We start from the raw sequence: 14946 nt of genomic DNA on the forward strand, positions 1-14946 counted from the left end.
CCCGGCTGGCCGCGGCGTAGAGCCGGGCGTAGCTCAGGGTCCGTTCGGTGCCGATCAGTGCCGGCTGTTGCGGAGCCGTTAGAGCACGTTGATAAAGAGTGGCGGCCAGATCCATGGGTGCTACTTCATCAGTCCGGAGTAGCTGCGGTGCACGGTCACGGCCACCACGGTGGTCAGGACGGCCTTGAAGAGGTCACCGGGCAGGAAGCCAAGCGAGCCCAGGGCCGAGGTGCCCATCGGGATGCCGGTGACCATGGTGGTCCAGGGGATGCCGCAGGCGTAGATCGCCAGGATGCCGCCAATGATGGTGGACACCAGTCCAGCGGCCAGCTGTGCGCCCTTGCTGTGGCACCGCAGCACCCAGTACTTGAACAACAGGCCAATCAGCAGCGAACCGAGAACCCAGCCCAGCAGGTAGCCGCCGGTCGGACCGGCGAAGGCGCCCAACCCTCCACGGCCGCCGGCCAACAGCGGAAGCCCCGCGGCCACCAATGCCACCAGGGTGAGGTTGGCCAGCATGCCGCGCCAGGGGCCCAGCAGGGCTCCGGCAAGCATGACACCCAGGGTCTGCAGTGTGATCGGAACGGGGATCACACCCAAGGTGATTGGCGGTACTAGGCCCATCGCGGCGATCAGGCCGCGAACACGGCCACCAGAACGGTGTCCCTGGTGGCGTTGGAACGGCCAGGGTTTTCCGGCAGGTTCGACGGGCGCGCCGAGCTGCCGTTGGCGGAGTCTCTGACTGAAGGAGTGCGGTTCATTGTTGCTTCCTGGATCAAGGGTGGATGGGAAGAGTCTGAATTTCTGGTTCCCGAGCAAGGCCCGGCCGGTGTGGTCCGGGCCGGCTATGCGTGGCGTTGTGGGCGAGTTCGGGCCTGCTGGCCCGCCTCGACGCTGTCGTAGCCGCGGGCGTCGAGGGCTTCGGCGGTCTCATCGGCAACCCGCAGGGCCCGGATGACCAGTGGGACCGAGACGGCCAACGGGTTGTTGCCCAGTCCGCGGGCGTGCTGTGCCTCGCGTACTTCGAGGTAAATGCGCTTGAGTTCGGGGATGAAGCGGATGGCCAGGGCCAACCCGAGGGCGATCTGCGCCGGATTCGCGCCGACGTGGCGCAGCGGCGCCACAATGCGCTGGAACAGTTCGAGCATTTGGTCGAACGTGGTGGTGAGACTGACGTATAGGCGCAGACGCATAATGTGAGCAGGCGCAGAGCCGCCACCGCTGCCTGGTTCCAGTCGGTCTGCAGCCCCATCACCACAAAGACCAGCCCCACGATGACCACCAGGGTGATTAGCGGCAGTCTCAGGCTGCGCAACGCACCCGGCGGAGAGCATCAGGAATACCGCCACGACCAGGCGGCCGCCAAGACGTGCCAGCTGGGGATCAGGTAGAGGCCGATACTCACCAGAAGCAGCACCAGGAATTTCGCTCCGGCCGGCACCTGGCCAAGCCATGAGTCATTGTGGGCCGTTATCATTGGGCGCTCCAGTCGCGGTAGTACTGCACCGCTGCGGACGGGGGGCCATCGAAGCCGATGCCGCCGTCGGTGACCACGAGCACCCGGTCGAAGTCCTCGAGCAGCTCCAGATCGTGGGTGACCACCAGGCAGCGTTGCGGCAGCCGCGCGATCTCCCGCTGGAATCGCAGGCGGTTGCGCAGATCCAGCATCGTGGTGGGTTCATCGAAGACGATGACCTTCGGGTCCATGGCCAGGACGGCGGCCAGCGCCACCATCTGTTGTTCACCCCCGGAGAGCGTGTGGCTTTCGCGGTGCGCCAGGTGGCTGATCCCCAGTTCATGCAAGGTGGCGCTGACTCGTTCGCGGCGTTGGCTGGCCGGCAGGCGCAGGTTCTTCAGGCCAAAGGCGATGTCGTCCTCGACCAGGGGCATGATGATCTGGTTGGCCGGGTTCTGGAACACGAACCCGACATCGCGTCGCACCTTCTTCGCGTCCCGGGTGGTGCTCAGTTCGCCCACCCGCACGGTACCGGTGCTGGGCAGAACCAGGCCGTTGAGCAGGCGCACCAGTGTGGACTTGCCCGCGCCGTTCGGACCAATTACCCCAATGCGAGATTCGTTGAGGGTCAGGTTGATGTCATCCAACACCAGTGTGCCTGCCCGCTGCACGGACACGTGGTCGATGCTCAGCTGCGGGATCTGGGGGAGTGCGGAAAGCTGGTCCTGCCCCGGCGTACCCTGAAAGTGGAGTTCGCGTGGAATCGGGGTGGTGCGGGGCTGTGTCATGCGATTCTTCCTGAGGTCCTGCGGCGGTTGTGCCCGGTTCCGTGGAACCGTCAAGCAAGAGCATACTTGATCACTGTTCAATTGTCTTGATCAGTGTTCAAGAATCGTCACGTTATGGCTGCAAGTCGACCGAAAGCCCCGGCGCCTACTGGAGGCGGATGCTGCAACAAATCTGCGGTCGGGCCTACTTCAGCAGGATCTGCTCGAAGATCAGTCCAATGGACAGGCAGATCATGATCAGCCACTTAGGACGGTCACGACACGGGCGGCCAGTGGCCGACTGCGCAACAGGATGCGCGCTCCGAGTGCCACCGCGAAGTACACGCCAATGGACACCGTGAAGTGCAGCAGTCCCAGTAGCGTGGTCTGCAACGCCAGTGGCCACGCGGCGGCCTCGGTGATGAACTGCGGGATCAGGCAACGTACAGCAATAGGGCCTTGGGGTTCGTCGCGCTGGTCAGCAGGCCCTTGGCAAAATCGGCGCGCGGGGTGGCACGGCGCAACTTTGGTTTGCGAATCATGGTCAGGGTCCCGGATGTTGGCTGCGGTGCGGAAGCATCAGCCATTTCGAGGCGGTCTTCTGCTTCGATTTCCTCCAGTGGTCCGTCATGGAATGCGGCCGACTTCCAATTGCGCAGGGTGCTGATCCCCAGCCAGAACAGGTAAAGCGCCCCGATGGCGGTCAGCCAGCTGAGTAGTTGCGGGGATCCTGCCACCAGCGCCGCGATCCCGGCTGCCACCAGTGCGGTGTGAAACAGGTACCCCACCAGCAGGCCGATCACGGCCGGAACGAAGGAGCGACGGGAGATCGCCGAGGAGATGATGTAGGCCCAATCGGCTCCCGGGGTGCACGCCAGGGTGAGCGAGACAAGCGCAAAGCCTGCCAGGAGCGAGGTCCATGAGTTTCTCCGTTCGGTCGTTCTGCCTCAACGCTAGGCAAAAAACGCCGAAATGTGCTTGCGAAGTTTCTCCCTTTACCCGCTCCTAGCGCAAGATAATAGGTGAAGCAGGTTGAAATTGAGAATTTATTTGCGCATAGGAAGGAAAACCGGCATGGATCAGCTGGATCGGGCCATCCTCGCAGAGCTTCAGAGGGACGGCAGGCTCAGCGCCACCGCGCTGGCTGAAAAAGTTGGCCTCACCGTGGCGCCGTGTCATCGACGCATCAGGGAGCTGGAGCGAAGCGGAGTTATCAGCGGCTACCAGGCGGTGGTCGACGCGAAGTTGGTGGGGCTGGGGTTTGAGGCGCTGGTCTTCGTGACGCTGAAGAACCGTTCGGAGATGAAGCAGTTTGAAGCCGCCGTGGAGGAAGTGGATTTCATCGTCGAAGCGCAGCGGCTCTTTGGGGAACCGGATTTCCTCTTACGGGTTTATGCCGCTGACCTTCCCAGCTATCAGCAACTCTATGACGACGTGCTGGTCGAACTTCCCGGAGTGGAGAAGCTGACCAGCACCATTGTCATGCGCAATATCAAGGACCGGGCTCTGCTGCCGGTATAACCTTTTTTCGCTTCTCGCCGCTCAGGTTTGCCGACGATTGGGGTGAGCAGCAGGGAGCCGAGCATCACCAGCGCCGGGAGCCACAGGGCCGGCAGGATGCCGATGTGGTCACCGAGCAGCCCGATTAGTGGCGGACCGCTGAGCATCGCCCCGTAGCCGAAGCCGCTGACGATGCTGACCGCCCGGGGCCCAGGTGCTTGGAATGCGAGGCGGCGATGGACATTCCCACCGGGAAGCCCAGTGAACTGCCCAGTCCCCAGAAGAGCGCGCCCATCCCGATGCTCCATGCGCTGTCTCCGGCGATGAACAACGCCACGCCGAACAGCCCGATGCCGCCCATGAGCAGCAGAGCCCGCACCGAACCCAGGCGGTCCACGATCTGACCGCCGGTGAAGCGCCCCAGGGTCATCGCCGCGACAAAGAGGGTGAAGACCAGCGCGCCGAGGGAGTGGGAGAACCCGTGGCCGGTATTGGTGGCGACCGCCAGCCAGTCGTTGGCCGCTCCTTCAGTGAAGCTCAGGCCGGCTACCATCAGCCCAACAGCAGCAGCGTGTATCGCGTGTATCTTCCGCTTGCCGCGTTGGAAGACCAGGATTCTTCGGTGACCGGCGTGGGCGCGGGAGTCGGGGTCTCATCCGCGACCAGGGTTGTGGACCAGACCGCCAGTGCCGCGATAATCAGCGAGATGACGCTGAAATGCCAGAGGCTTGGCCACTGCAGACTAATAGTGGCGGTGGCGGCACCGGCGCCGAGCAGGGTTCCAAGACTGAAAAATCCGTGTAGTGAGGGCAGGATGCTGTGTCCCTGACGGCGTTCGACGCCTCCGCCGTAGACGTTCATGGCCACGTCCAAAGTTCCGAAGATGATTCCGCTGCCCAACAGCACGACGTAGGCAAGAACCGGTTCGACGAAGGTGGAAATGGACAGCCCCATGAGCAACAGGCCGATCGCCAGCGCCAGGAAGGTAGAACAAAAGGTTCCGGATCGAAAAACGGCGAATCAGCATCGGGGCGACCGATAGCCCTACGAGCGAGCCGGCCGTCAGGCACGCCAGGAATGCGCCGAGCCCACTGCTGGAGAAGTCAAAAACATCGCCGATGACCGATAGTCGGCCCACCCAGGAGGCATACCAAAGCCCGGCCAAAAAGAACACCAGGCTGATGCCCAGGCGTTCGCCGGTAAACCGGCTGGCTGGCTTGGCGGCGATGGCCATGAGAGAAACCTCCAAATATCTACAGTACTTTGATTTTATCCCCTCAATTGCTGATGTATCAACAGACGGCTCCCGGGAAGACCAACAATTGGGCAATGTTTGAGGTGCGGCAAACCCAGCTCACGGCTCCACTTCGCAATTTCCTCACGCTGGTGTTATATGAATCACTTTTCGAAGTGGTTGGTCGCGAGAAAGAGCCGCGGCTCCTGCCGCACTCTGGCATGCGCGGCAGGCGCGCGTCCTCTACCGACGCGAAGGCGGGGGTAATGGAATCCATTCGCTTCGCGGGACGAGCGCTCCGGCGCGCACGCACAGCGCAGGGATTGGCGCCGTGGTTTCAGTGGCGTTGCTCCTTGCTGCTTCCGAATCTGGTTGACTAGGTGCAAGATCGAACTCGTGCCCCTGTCTAAGTGAGATGAAATGAAGCAGCGTCAAGTACACTGGCTTGTTCCCGTGCTCTGGTATGTCGTTCTTAGCATGGGGCTGGCCTGGCTCGTTGCGCTTCCGCTCTGGCTGGGGCCGGGGCTGCAGCACCCGCAGTTCACCTGGATCGCGGTCGTCATGATGTGGACTCCGGCCGTGGCGGCAGTGATTGTCAGCGCCTTTCAGCGACGCCTGCGCGGCTTTGCGAGGAACGTGGGATTGTGGCCCGTCCGTCCCTGGGCCGCTTTCTCTTCGGCGTGCTGCTGGCCATCGTGATCCCGCTGGCGCTAATCTTCCAGGCGTTGTTCGTCGGTGACCTGCTGGGTGTCTACCCGGCAGATTTCGAGCACCTGACGACGGTGCGAATTCTGGCCGGACGCACTGGCGCGAGCGAATTCCTCTGGACCCAACTGGGCTTTGCGGTGATGGAGGATTCCTCAACGCGATACCGGCGCTGGGGGAGGAAATCGGGTGGCGCGGGTGGCTCTTTCCACGGCTGCTGCGCCTGGGGTCCGTTCCGGCGATTCTGATCTCCGGGGTGGTTTGGGGCGTCTGGCATGCACCCTGTTGCTGCTGGGGTACAACTACCCGTACTCCTCGGGGCCGGTAGCGATCGCCTGCATGTCCGGAATGTGCATCGTCTTCGGTGCGCTGCTGGGCTGGCTGCGCCTGTACAGCAATTCGGTGTGGCCAGCAGCGCTGGCTCATGGAGTGTTCAACGCCAGCGTCGGTTTCGGCGTGCTTTTCCTGGCATTCGGTGGATTCCTTGACCCCACCAGCATGACCATCTCCGGGTGGACCGGTTGGATTCTTCCGGCCGTGGTCATCGGGCTCATGATCCTCTGTGGAGCTTTCCGCTCACACACCCGCACTACCGGGCGCGGCACCGAGTCGATGCTGGACGCCGAACAGGTCGCGGCCTCCGCTGCCAAAGTGGCCGACTAGTACTGATCCACACCCTTCTCACGAGGAGAACTACCCAGTAGGGTCGAGGAAAGCCGCCGCGGCGCGGCCAATCGGGGAAAGGTGTCAATACCGTGCACCAGACAGAGCATGCGGACCTGCTGATCATTGGTGCTGGCCTTTCCGGGCTCGTGGCCGCCTGTGAAGCGGTCGAGGCGGGTTTGCGGGTCCTCATCCTTGATCAGGAAAACGAGGCGAACCTGGGAGGCCAGGCGCACTGGTCGTTCGGCGGGTTGTTTCTGGTTGACTCGCCCGAACAGCGTCGGCTCGGAATCAGGGATTCGCTGGATCTTGCCTGGAGCGATTGGACGTCGAGTGCCCAATTTGACCGTCTTGACGATGAAGACAAATGGGCCGAGCAGTGGGCCAGGGCGTATGTGGAATTCGCTGCCGGTGAGAAGCGGGAATGGATACGCCGCCAAGGCATCGAGCTGACTCCCATTGTCGGGTGGGCAGAGCGAGGCGACGGGAGGGCCGAGGGGCATGGGAACTCCGTCCCGCGGTTTCACGTTTCCTGGGGGACCGGAACCGGCGTTTCGACACCATTTGCCGAGAAGGTTCTGCGCGCTCGTGACAAAGGGAAACTCGTGTTCCGTGGGCGGCACGAAGTTACCGAGCTGGTATCCACGCACGGAGCGGTTACCGGAGCGCGTGGGCAGGTCTTAAGGGAAGACCGTGCAGCGCGAGGTGTCAGCTCCTCACGTGAAGTCCTCGCGGAATTCGAATTCAGGCCGAGGCAGTGCTCATCGCCACTGGAGGGATCGGGGCCAACCATGACCTGATCCGCAAGCATTGCCTGAACGGCTGGGGCGGGCGCCGCGGCACATGCTCACCGGGGTGCCCAGCTACGTTGACGGCAGTGGCCTGCAGGTGGCGGAGGCCGCCGGAGCCCGAATCGTTAATCGTGATCGGATGTGGCACTACACCGAGGGCATCAAGAACTGGGATCCCGTGTGGCCCGGGCACGGCATTCGAATACTGCCCGGTCCCTCGTCCCTGTGGCTCGACGCGCTGGGACGCCGGATGGAAGCACCGTGCCTGCCCGGTCACGACACCATGGGTACCCTTCAGCACCTTCGCACGGATCCTGGAATCGACAGCTACGATCACTCCTGGTTTATCTTGAACCAGCGCATCATCGCCAAGGAGTTCGCGCTTTCCGGATCAGAACAGAACCCGGATCTGACCAGCGGGGATCAGCGACGAGTGGTGATGGACAGGCTTTTCGCACGTGGTGCTCCGGCGCCCATCCAGGCCTTTCTGGAGCACGGCGAGGATTTCATTGTTGCCCGCACCCTGGAACAGCTAGTGGAAGATGAACCGGCTGGAACCGCAAACCCCCATCGACCATGCACTTGTGCGCCGGCAAGTGGAAGCCCGGGATCTGCAGACACGCAATCGCTTCGGCAAGGATCAGCAGATCCAGAGCATCCACAACGCACGCCGCTACCTCGGGGATCGGGCAACCCGCGCCGTGAAGGTGCACCGGATCTTGGACCCCAAGGCCGGTCCACTAATCGCCGTGCGGCTTCGAGTCATCACCCGCAAAACCCTGGGTGGGATCCAAACTGACCTTGACGGTCGCGTGTTGGCCAACGACGGAACGCCCGTACCGGGCTCTATGCGGCCGGGGAAGTGGCCGGCTTCGGCGGGGGAGGCCTGCATGGGTATAACGCATTGGAAGGAACATTCTTGGGTGGCTGCTTGTTCTCCGGTTTGCAGGCCGGCCGAGCGCTGTCCAACGCACTGTCCTAGTGGCTTGACCCCAATGATCTGAATGCGAAGCTTCAAACAACACCGCCGTCACCTGGAATCCAGGTGACGGCGGTTTCGGTGAGATGCGCCCCCAGCAGGATTCGAACCTGCGACCTAGAGATTAGAAGGCTCTTGCTCTATCCAGCTGAGCTATGGAGCTTGACCGAAAATAGTTTAGCCCATTGGCTCCCGACAAGACGAAACAACCTCCGCCTCGACTATCCACAAAGCGCTCGACGCCACCAGCGCCGGATCGATGACTGAGACATGGTGGCACGACCGGGTAAGGGAATCCGGGAACGAAGCCAACGAAGGAGTGTTGATCCATGAGTGATCTAGTAACCATCCGTGCCGTGGTCGGTACCGAACCGCAGCTGAGCATCACACCCCAAGGAACCACCATTTTGAAATTCCGTGCGGCTACCCACGAACGGAAGCGTGATCCGGAAACCGGGGAATGGAGCGATGCGGGAACCAACTGGTTTTCGGTCTCATGCTTCCGCGCGCTGGGGGAGAACGCGATGGAAAGCCTGCAGCGTGGGGACCGGGTGATCATCTTCGGCAAACTGCAGATCCGGCAGTTCGAGCGCACTGACGGCACGCAGGGAACCAGCGCCGATGTCGAAGCCTATGCGGTCGGACACGACCTGAGGTTCGGTACCTCAAGCTTCAACCGCGTGCGCTTTGAAGGCGGTGAGAAGGAGCGCGTCAGCCACCGGGGCAGTCAACCGGACACGAGGGCGAACCCTGAGGGTCCCACGGTCACTCACTGGCCCGAAGAACACCCGGATGCCGCGTGATTTCGCTTCCCCGAGGCGGTGCGCAGAACCTTCCTGTGACCCTGCGCACCGCCCGCGCCAATTGGTGACGCGGTAATTCGGAAATGGGGCTGGGTAGCGACTAGCCTTAAGAGCATGGCGGAATTCATTTATACGATGACCAAGGCCCGCAAGGCCGTTGGTGACAAAGTCATTCTTGACGATGTCAGCATGTCGTTTTTCCCGGGCGCCAAGATCGGCGTTGTGGGTCCTAACGGTGCTGGTAAGTCGACAATTCTGAAGATTATGGCCGGGATCGATACCCCGTCCAACGGCGAAGCACGTCTTTCGCCAGGCTACTCGGTGGGCATCCTGTTGCAGGAACCACCACTGAACGAAGAGAAGACCGTCCTGGCAACGTCCAGGAAGCGTCGGTGAGATCTACGAGAAGATCCAGCGCTTCAACCAGATCTCCGAGGAGATGTCCCAGGAGGGCGCCGACTTTGACGCACTTCTTGAGGAAATGGGAAAGCTGCAGGAAGCGATTGATGCTGCCGATGCATGGGATATTGATTCCCAGCTGGAGCAGGCCATGGACGCGCTGCGCTGCCCTCCGGGCGACGAGCCGGTAACCCACCTTTCCGGGGGTGAACGCCGCCGCGTGGCCCTGTGCAAGCTGCTTCTGCAGAAGCCCGACCTGCTGCTGCTCGATGAGCCGACTAACCACTTGGATGCCGAATCGGTGCTGTGGCTTGAGCAGCACTTGGCCTCCTACCCGGGTGCCGTCTTGGCGGTTACCCACGACCGCTACTTCCTGGATCACGTTGCCGAATGGATCTGTGAAGTTGACCGTGGTCGTCTGCACCCCTACGAGGCAACTACTCCACTTACCTGGAGAAGAAGCGTGAGCGTCTGGCCGTTCAGGGCAAGAAGGATGCGAAGCTGGCCAAGCGCCTGGCCGAGGAACTCGACTGGGTCCGCTCCAACGCCAAGGGCCGTCAGACCAAGTCGAAGGCACGTCTGGCTCGCTATGAGGAAATGGCCGCGGAAGCCGAGCGCACCCGCAAGCTTGACTTCGAAGAAATCCAGATCCCACCGGGCCCCCGTCTGGGCCAGCTGGTGATCGAGGCCCAGGACCTGAAGAAGGGCTTCGGCGACCGCGTGCTGATCGACGGGCTGTCCTTCAACCTGCCCCGAAACGGCATCGTTGGCGTGATCGGCCCCAACGGCGTTGGCAAGTCGACCCTGTTCAAGACCATTGTTGGTCTGGAGGAGCTGGACGGCGGAACGCTGAAGATTGGCGACAGCGTCAAGATCTCCTACGTGGACCAGAACCGTGAGAACATCGACCCCGAAAAGTCGCTGTGGGAAGTGGTTTCGGATGGCCTGGACTACATTCAGGTCGGTCAGGTCGAAATGCCCTCGCGTGCCTACGTCTCCGCCTTCGGCTTCAAGGGCCCGGACCAGCAGAAGAAGGCCGGGGTGCTCTCCGGTGGTGAGCGTAACCGCCTGAACCTGGCGCTGACCCTCAAGCAGGGCGGAAACCTGTTGCTGCTTGACGAGCCGACCAACGACCTGGACGTTGAGACCCTGTCCTCCCTGGAAAACGCGTTGCTGGACTTCCCCGGTTGTGCCGTGGTCGTCTCCCACGACCGTTGGTTCCTGGACCGCGTGGCCACCCACATCCTGGCCTACGAGGGCACCGAAGAGGATCCCGCGAACTGGTACTGGTTCGAGGGCAACTTCGATTCCTACGAGAAGAACAAGGTCGACCGCCTGGGCCCGGATGCCGCGAAGCCGCACCGCGTCACCCACCGCCGCCTGACCCGCGACTGATCTTCTCCGATTGGTTGTACCGCCCGCCGCCCTATCAAAGGGTGGCGGGCGGATCGCGTTAATCGCAGACGCCGGGCTCCTGGGCGGCCAGCCGACGTGGCCCCACGCCCTCGGTGGCCAGCTCGTCTTGTGGATTCAGCAGCTGGCAGGCCTGCATGGACAAACAGCCGCAGCCGATGCACCGGTCAGCCTTGTTTCCAGTTCTTCGATGGCGCGGCGGCGCTGTTCCAGGATTTTGACCCAGGCCTGGGAGGCGCGCTGCCAATCGACTTCGCTCGGGCGGCGATCCAGGGAACCGGCTCCAGGGCACGGGCAATGTCCTCCAGCGCGATCCCCAGGTTCCTTCCGACGGAGATCAGGGTAATGCGCCGAATCATGTGCCGGGGATAGCGCCGTTGGTTCCCGGCGGTGCGCAGGGAACAACCAGGCCGAGCTGCTCATAGTAGTGAAGCGCAGAACGGGCGACGCCGGTGCGCTCGCTCACCTGCCCGATGGTCAGCAGCTCATCGGCGGCCGTGGCCTCCTGGCGTGACGAGTGTGACATTGGGCACCTCCGAACCTTTCGCGTTGACCTCAAGTCTACTTGAGGTTCTAGGATCGTTCATGACAGGCGGCCATCCCATTCCCGTGGTCTAGGATGGCCGACAAGATGAGGTTTCAAAGAATTGAGAGCAGCGATCCATGAGCAGCCTGGCTGACGATTTCCGTGCGGCGTTCCGTTCCCATCCAGCGGGAGTGGCCCTGGTAACAGCGAACCCGCATGGACGGCCCGTGGGGCTGACAATTTCCAGCCTGGCCTCGTTGTCGATCGACCCCGTTGCCGTGTCCTTTTCCCTCACCCGTTCCTCGGGCTCGGCCGGGGCGCTGCTGCAGTCGCCGACCTTCATGATTCATCTGCTTGGCGAGCAGCACAGCAGCGTCGCCGACGCGTTCGCCCGCCCGGATGGGGAGCGTTTCAGCTCCGAACAGCAGTGGCAGTACCTGGAGAACGGTGAACCGTACTTCGACCAGGCGCCGGTCGCGATGCGCGCCCGCATGCACAGCTCCCTGCAGGTGGGCGGTTCGCGGCTGATCGCCGCCGAGATCCTGGACATCTTCCACGGACCGACGGATCAACACCTGCTGTACCAGGACCGCCGCTACCTGGGGCTGTCCACCGCGCTGCACCTGGAGCAGGGACAGCGCAAGTAGGCGCCAACGGCAAATGGGCCCGGTCAACACCGGGCCCATTAGTGTGACCCACGCGGGGACGCCGGCGCTCGTGCGCGCCGATCCTCCCGTGGGGGCGCGGGTTCAGTCCAGTTCGCCCTCGGGCAGTCGCACCATGCCCTCCTGGGCGACGGTGGCGACCAGCAGGCCCGAACGGTCATAGATGCTGCCGGTGCCCAACCGCGGGCCGAGGAAGCGGACGGGGAGCGCTGCACGTACAGCAGCCAGTCATCGACCCGGAAGTCCCGGTGCCACCACATGGCGTGATCGAGGCTCGCCACGCTCATGTCCTCCCGGGTCCAGCCGATCCCGTGGCGGCGCAGCACAGGTTCGAGCAGTGTGTAGTCGCTGACGTAGGCCAGGGCGGCGCGGTGCAGTGCCGGGTCATCGGGCATCGGCCGGTGGTCCGCAGCCATACCGCGCTCTCCGCGGTCCGTTCGCTGGTGGGGCCGAAGTAGATCGGCTCGGTGACGTGGCGGATGTCGAAGGGGCGCTCGAAGGCCCACTCGCGGGCGACCGGGTGATTGATCTTGCCCAGCAGGTCCGCCGTGGTCGGCAGGGTCTCGGGGTCCGGGACTCCCTGCGGCATCGGGTCGTGGTGTTCCAGGCCCTCGGCCGGTTCCTGGAAGGAGGCGATCATGGACAGGATTGGTTTGCCGTTCTGGTAGGCGTGCACACGGCGAGCGAGAAGGAGCGCCCGTCACGCATCCGCTCGACCCCGAAGGTGATCGGCACATGGGTATCTCCCGGGCGCAGGAAGTATCCGTGCATGGAGTGGATCTGCCGGTCTTCCGGCACGGTGCGCGTGGCGGCGATCACCGATTGGCCCAAGACCTGTCCGCCGAACACCCGTGGACGGGACTGGTGCGGGGTATGGCCGACGAAGATGTCCTCGTCGGTGCGCGCCTCCATCCCGTTCAGATCCAACAGCTTCAGCAGGGTCTGGGTGTTCTGACTGTCATCAGCCACGATGTGTACTCCTCGGTGTGGTGCGCGTGCGAATCAGAGGCTATCTGTGGAAAAGAGTATCCTTACGAAATAGTAACTTCCAGTGTGTCGGCACAAGTCGGTTTATGAGTAGATATTGCCCGATTCCGCGCCAAATGCCTAAATCATCACATCGCCGGGCTCGGGTCCGCAGAAACGTGAGAGCATGAAAACATGTCAAGTGAAGCGTTGATTTTGGGTGACATTTCCGCCGTGAAGGACCTGGCCAGCTTTGTGAGCCGGGCCAAGAGCATCGAGGATGACGCGGCACAGTTCGTCGCCCGGGGCACCGCCCTGGCGGTCTATGTTCCGGTGCTGGCCAAGGGTCGGTCGACGGCGGGGACTTTACGGTGCTGGGCATGCGGGTGCACCGCCTGGCCGCGCCGCGACAGCTTAATGCCTGCTACTCGCTGGCCTCCATCCAGGACCGCCTGGCCCGCATGGGTGAAACCTCCACGACATTCACCCTGCCCCCGGTGGAGGAGAACCCGGCGTGGGCCGGCATCCAGGTGCCGGTCGCGGGCTGGGAACCGGTGGGCCAGATCAGCGACGCGCACCTGGCCGAAGCGGCGCGCAGCGGGATCAACGCAGTAACCGAGGCGCTGCCGGAGAACCCCGGAGCCCCGGTCATCACCCAGGTGCGCCAGCGCATCTGGTCCTCGCCGTTGCCCGAGACGAACCTGCCCGGCGGCCTCCAGCTTCCCCTCGGGGCGGGGTTTGCGATGCATTCGCTGGGTTTCATCACCGAGGCGGGCACCACTGCGGTCTACCGCAGCGGCAGCTGGCTGCGGGTCAGCGGTCCGCGCGGCCACGTGCTGGTGCGGCGCAGCAACTCCCTGCTCTAGGGGCTCAGGCTCCCAGCCGCAATGCCTGAGCAGGCCAAAGGCCTGCGGCGATCACTTCGCTGCAGGCCTTGGGTTTGGTGCCGTTGATGCCGGACCGTGGCGACTCAGTCGGGCTGGTTCACCAGCGAATGTGCGGCGCGCTCGAAGTAGTCGCGCAGCGTTTCGGCGTGCAGCATCGGCAGTTCCAACTGGTCGATGGCCTTGTTCATGTGCCCGAGCCACACGTCGCGGTAGTGCGAGTCGATGTGGAATGGCACGTGGCGCATCCGCAGCCGCGGGTGCCCGCGGTGCTCCGAATAGGTCTTGGGCCCGCCCCAGTACTGTTCCAGGAACAGCTGCAGGCGGATCTGCGCCGAGTACAGGTCCTGTTCGGGGTACATGCGCCGGAAGTCCGCGTCCTCTGCCACCGAGGCGTAGAACAGCCGGGTGAGCTCGGCGAAGACCGGGCGGCCCCCGACCTCCTCGTAGAAGGTTCCACCGTATTCGGCGGCGTCGACCGGCTCGGTGGCCAGGTCCAGGAACTCCTGGGACGACGGGCCGGTCACCACCGGGTTGTTGAACGGGTTGTTCACTACGCGGGGCGTCAACGGGTTGGCTTCGCTCATGTCTACTTTCCTGATGAGGGGATGACTGGTTCGTGGTGCACGGTGAAGTTCACCGAGCGGGCGATGAAGCAGACCTTGTTGGCCTGCGCGTGCAGGGCATCGGCCAGTTCGCGCTGTGATTCATGCTGCAGCCCCACCGCGGGGCGCAGGGTGACTTCCGTGAACTGCCCGCTGCGTCGTAGTTCAGTTTCAGGGTGCCGCTGGCATGGTCCGCGTAGCTGGTGACCACCAGCGAATGCTTGACCGCCATGTGCAGGTAGGAGAGCATGTGGCACTGGCTCAGGGCCGCCAGCAGCAGCTGCTCCGGGTTCCAGCGCTGCGCGTCCCCGTGGAAGGTGGGATCCGCGGTGCCGGCGATATCGGGCAGCCCGGCGGCGCTGATGATGTGCTCGCGACCGTAGCTGCGGTACCCGGTGGTGCCTTCGCCGCGGTTACCAGTCCAGCGCATGGAAATCTGGTAGTTGTGTCGCGAAGGTCCATGGCCCGATTCTCCCATGGTTCGCCCACAAACGGGTATGGCGTGGTCCACAGCCGGCGGCCGTGGACCACGCCATGGGCGTCACCCGGGGGATCAGGCCTGGTCGGCCTGCCGGGCCTGCAGGGCGCGG

General features: G+C 63.3%; 18 protein-coding genes and 4 pseudogenes. 9 read left to right on the forward strand and 13 right to left on the reverse strand.

The window, feature by feature from the left end:
* Positions 1 to 120 precede the first annotated feature (120 nt).
* The 5 genes from JCM19049_RS02540 to JCM19049_RS02555 all read right to left on the reverse strand — a co-directional run bounded on the left by JCM19049_RS02540 (position 121) and on the right by JCM19049_RS02555 (position 3131).
* Positions 121 to 555 (reverse strand): biotin transporter BioY, encoded by a 435-nt coding sequence (locus tag JCM19049_RS02540; RefSeq protein ID WP_279402306.1) that lies wholly within the window; start codon positions 553 to 555, stop codon positions 121 to 123.
* Between the two features lie 290 nt (positions 556 to 845).
* Positions 846 to 1454 (reverse strand): energy-coupling factor transporter transmembrane component T, encoded by a 609-nt coding sequence (locus JCM19049_RS22060; protein ID WP_306420641.1) that lies wholly within the window; start codon positions 1452 to 1454, stop codon positions 846 to 848.
* Between the two features lie 19 nt (positions 1455 to 1473).
* Complete coding sequence (locus tag JCM19049_RS02550; RefSeq protein WP_138177754.1) at positions 1474 to 2244, reverse strand: energy-coupling factor ABC transporter ATP-binding protein; 771 nt, start codon at positions 2242 to 2244, stop codon at positions 1474 to 1476.
* Between the two features lie 237 nt (positions 2245 to 2481).
* The gene (locus JCM19049_RS18120; protein WP_279402307.1) at positions 2482 to 2616 is read right to left on the reverse strand and encodes a hypothetical protein; all 135 of its coding nucleotides are present in this window, start codon (positions 2614 to 2616) and stop codon (positions 2482 to 2484) included.
* 41 nt (positions 2617 to 2657) lie between these two features.
* On the reverse strand, positions 2658 to 3131 hold the full coding sequence (locus JCM19049_RS02555; protein WP_306420644.1) for a LysE family translocator: 474 nt from the start codon (positions 3129 to 3131) through the stop codon (positions 2658 to 2660).
* A gap of 166 nt (positions 3132 to 3297) precedes the next feature.
* Between JCM19049_RS02555 and JCM19049_RS02560 the strand changes: the two genes are divergently transcribed.
* Positions 3298 to 3744 carry an Lrp/AsnC family transcriptional regulator gene (locus JCM19049_RS02560; protein ID WP_054820708.1) on the forward strand — a complete coding sequence of 149 codons (447 nt, stop codon included), beginning with the start codon at positions 3298 to 3300 and terminating at the stop codon, positions 3742 to 3744.
* Between the two features lie 124 nt (positions 3745 to 3868).
* Here the strand turns inward: JCM19049_RS02560 and JCM19049_RS02565 are convergent, their stop codons facing one another.
* Both JCM19049_RS02565 and JCM19049_RS02570 read right to left on the reverse strand, forming a co-directional pair.
* Positions 3869 to 4276, reverse strand: a complete 408-nt coding sequence (locus JCM19049_RS02565) for an MFS transporter (RefSeq protein WP_054820709.1) — start codon at positions 4274 to 4276, stop codon at positions 3869 to 3871.
* Positions 4276 to 4677, reverse strand: coding sequence for a hypothetical protein (locus JCM19049_RS02570; RefSeq protein WP_054820710.1), 402 nt, complete (start codon positions 4675 to 4677; stop codon positions 4276 to 4278). The genes JCM19049_RS02565 and JCM19049_RS02570 overlap by 1 nt, the downstream gene beginning before the upstream one ends.
* 960 nt (positions 4678 to 5637) lie before the next feature.
* Between JCM19049_RS02570 and JCM19049_RS18125 the strand changes: the two genes are divergently transcribed.
* The 6 genes and pseudogenes from JCM19049_RS18125 (at position 5638) to ettA (ending at position 10692) form a co-directional block, all read left to right on the forward strand.
* A complete protein-coding gene (locus tag JCM19049_RS18125; protein ID WP_279402308.1) occupies positions 5638 to 5910 on the forward strand; it encodes a hypothetical protein in 273 nt (90 codons plus the stop codon).
* A complete protein-coding gene (locus JCM19049_RS23070) occupies positions 5880 to 5990 on the forward strand; it encodes a hypothetical protein (protein ID WP_374700215.1) in 111 nt (36 codons plus the stop codon). Before JCM19049_RS18125 ends, JCM19049_RS23070 begins: the two co-directional genes overlap by 31 nt.
* Positions 5948 to 6325 (forward strand): CPBP family intramembrane metalloprotease, encoded by a 378-nt coding sequence (locus tag JCM19049_RS18130; RefSeq protein WP_279402309.1) that lies wholly within the window; start codon positions 5948 to 5950, stop codon positions 6323 to 6325. Before JCM19049_RS23070 ends, JCM19049_RS18130 begins: the two co-directional genes overlap by 43 nt.
* Positions 6326 to 6417: 92 nt before the next feature.
* Positions 6418 to 8098, forward strand: a pseudogene (locus JCM19049_RS02585) (FAD-binding dehydrogenase).
* Positions 8099 to 8424: 326 nt separating this feature from the next.
* Positions 8425 to 8898, forward strand: a complete 474-nt coding sequence (locus JCM19049_RS02595; RefSeq protein ID WP_054820712.1) for a single-stranded DNA-binding protein — start codon at positions 8425 to 8427, stop codon at positions 8896 to 8898.
* 114 nt (positions 8899 to 9012) lie between these two features.
* Positions 9013 to 10692, forward strand: a pseudogene (gene ettA / locus JCM19049_RS02600) (energy-dependent translational throttle protein EttA).
* 185 nt (positions 10693 to 10877) lie between these two features.
* Here the strand turns inward: ettA and JCM19049_RS22065 are convergent.
* Together JCM19049_RS22065 and JCM19049_RS22070 are read right to left on the reverse strand one after the other, a co-directional pair.
* Positions 10878 to 11069: a hypothetical protein gene (locus tag JCM19049_RS22065; protein ID WP_306420642.1), complete on the reverse strand. Its 192-nt coding sequence runs from the start codon at positions 11067 to 11069 to the stop codon at positions 10878 to 10880.
* Complete coding sequence (locus JCM19049_RS22070) at positions 11066 to 11236, reverse strand: MerR family DNA-binding transcriptional regulator (protein ID WP_306420643.1); 171 nt, start codon at positions 11234 to 11236, stop codon at positions 11066 to 11068. Before JCM19049_RS22070 ends, JCM19049_RS22065 begins: the two co-directional genes overlap by 4 nt.
* A 137-nt stretch (positions 11237 to 11373) precedes the next feature.
* Here JCM19049_RS22070 and JCM19049_RS02610 point away from each other — a divergent pair, with 137 nt between their 5' ends.
* Positions 11374 to 11883: a flavin reductase family protein gene (locus JCM19049_RS02610; RefSeq protein WP_054820713.1), complete on the forward strand. Its 510-nt coding sequence runs from the start codon at positions 11374 to 11376 to the stop codon at positions 11881 to 11883.
* 254 nt (positions 11884 to 12137) lie between these two features.
* On the opposite strand, the pseudogene JCM19049_RS23075 reads toward JCM19049_RS02610, so the two are convergent.
* Together JCM19049_RS23075 and JCM19049_RS23080 are read right to left on the reverse strand one after the other, a co-directional pair.
* A pseudogene (locus tag JCM19049_RS23075) lies at positions 12138 to 12638 on the reverse strand (hypothetical protein); the annotation flags it as partial.
* Positions 12538 to 12870: an acyl-CoA thioesterase gene (locus JCM19049_RS23080; protein ID WP_374700214.1), complete on the reverse strand. Its 333-nt coding sequence runs from the start codon at positions 12868 to 12870 to the stop codon at positions 12538 to 12540. The gene JCM19049_RS23080 and the pseudogene JCM19049_RS23075, both read right to left, overlap by 101 nt.
* Positions 12871 to 13238: 368 nt before the next feature.
* Here JCM19049_RS23080 and JCM19049_RS02620 point away from each other — a divergent pair, with 368 nt between their 5' ends.
* Positions 13239 to 13733, forward strand: a complete 495-nt coding sequence (locus JCM19049_RS02620; protein WP_054820714.1) for a hypothetical protein — start codon at positions 13239 to 13241, stop codon at positions 13731 to 13733.
* Positions 13734 to 13837: 104 nt separating this feature from the next.
* Here JCM19049_RS02620 and JCM19049_RS02625 read toward each other — a convergent pair whose 3' ends face one another.
* Together JCM19049_RS02625 and JCM19049_RS02630 are read right to left on the reverse strand one after the other, a co-directional pair.
* Entirely contained in the window at positions 13838 to 14338 is a 501-nt protein-coding gene (locus JCM19049_RS02625; protein ID WP_054820715.1) for a globin, read from the reverse strand.
* A gap of 2 nt (positions 14339 to 14340) precedes the next feature.
* Positions 14341 to 14834, reverse strand: a pseudogene (locus tag JCM19049_RS02630) (OsmC family protein).
* Positions 14835 to 14946: the final 112 nt, after the last annotated feature.

Source organism: Arthrobacter sp. JCM 19049 (genome assembly GCF_001310435.1).

What these genes read in the sequence shown, in the direction of transcription:
- JCM19049_RS02540 (WP_279402306.1), bottom strand. Translation starts at nt 555, where the DNA reads ATGCTTGCCGGAGCCCTGCTGGGCCCCTGGCGCGGCATGCTGGCCAAC.
- JCM19049_RS02595 (WP_054820712.1), top strand. Translation starts at nt 8,425, where the DNA reads ATGAGTGATCTAGTAACCATCCGTGCCGTGGTCGGTACCGAACCGCAG.
- JCM19049_RS22060 (WP_306420641.1), bottom strand. Translation starts at nt 1,454, where the DNA reads ATGGCTTGGCCAGGTGCCGGCCGGAGCGAAATTCCTGGTGCTGCTTCT.
- JCM19049_RS02550 (WP_138177754.1), bottom strand. Translation starts at nt 2,244, where the DNA reads ATGACACAGCCCCGCACCACCCCGATTCCACGCGAACTCCACTTTCAG.
- JCM19049_RS02625 (WP_054820715.1), bottom strand. Translation starts at nt 14,338, where the DNA reads ATGAGCGAAGCCAACCCGTTGACGCCCCGCGTAGTGAACAACCCGTTC.
- JCM19049_RS02610 (WP_054820713.1), top strand. Translation starts at nt 11,374, where the DNA reads ATGAGCAGCCTGGCTGACGATTTCCGTGCGGCGTTCCGTTCCCATCCA.
- JCM19049_RS22070 (WP_306420643.1), bottom strand. Translation starts at nt 11,236, where the DNA reads ATGTCACACTCGTCACGCCAGGAGGCCACGGCCGCCGATGAGCTGCTG.
- JCM19049_RS02565 (WP_054820709.1), bottom strand. Translation starts at nt 4,276, where the DNA reads ATGGTAGCCGGCCTGAGCTTCACTGAAGGAGCGGCCAACGACTGGCTG.
- JCM19049_RS02560 (WP_054820708.1), top strand. Translation starts at nt 3,298, where the DNA reads ATGGATCAGCTGGATCGGGCCATCCTCGCAGAGCTTCAGAGGGACGGC.
- JCM19049_RS22065 (WP_306420642.1), bottom strand. Translation starts at nt 11,069, where the DNA reads ATGATTCGGCGCATTACCCTGATCTCCGTCGGAAGGAACCTGGGGATC.
- JCM19049_RS02570 (WP_054820710.1), bottom strand. Translation starts at nt 4,677, where the DNA reads ATGGGGCTGTCCATTTCCACCTTCGTCGAACCGGTTCTTGCCTACGTC.